Annotated in this window: 1 pseudogene; it reads right to left on the bottom strand. The window is 60.8% G+C overall.

Features of this window, described 5'->3' with window-relative positions:
* Positions 1-308 (bottom strand): annotated as a pseudogene (locus RA20_RS24425) (chemotaxis protein CheA); the annotation flags it as partial.
* Between the last annotated feature and the right edge of the window lie 268 nt (positions 309-576).

Below are 576 nucleotides of genomic sequence, written 5' to 3'. Positions count from 1 at the left end.
GCCGGGGCCGGAGCAGGTGCTGGCGCCTCGGCAGCGGCGGCGCCTAGCGCCGGGGTGGCTGCGCGCAGGTGGATGCCGCCCTCGCTGGTGCGGGCCTCGACCTGGCGGGCAATCTCGCGCTGGGCGATGCGCGCCAGCATGTCGGCATCGGGCTGCGGCGGCTCGGCACCGAAGTACCGGTCGTCGGCAGCCAGGTCGCGGAAATACTCGGCAATCGCCTTCATCGTGCCGAAGGAATCCTCAAACCCTTCCAATGTGCAGGAAAAGGTTCCATAGGATACGGTCAAGACTTTGTTGTTATGTACCATCAGCTCGCTCGTCTTCGTCACATTTGTTGTCGTTCACCATATTGGCTAGAAGGACCAATTTTGCTCGAATCCGTGCAATTGATCGTATCATTTTGTGTTCACATTGTGACCTGTTTCCAAAACTGGCAGGAATAGCGCCCATGAACGCGAAGATTGTTGACGAAATCGAACCAATCACCCTGGTGGGTGGCGGGGAAATCGCTTTGGGGGCGCTGGAGGAGGCTTTGGCGCTGGCACCGGTGCTGGTAGCCGCAGACGGCGGCGCGGC

The organism is Leisingera sp. ANG-Vp (genome assembly GCF_000813725.1).
Taxonomy (GTDB): Bacteria; Pseudomonadota; Alphaproteobacteria; order Rhodobacterales; family Rhodobacteraceae; genus Leisingera.
This window is presented reverse-complemented; position numbering and strand designations above follow the sequence as displayed.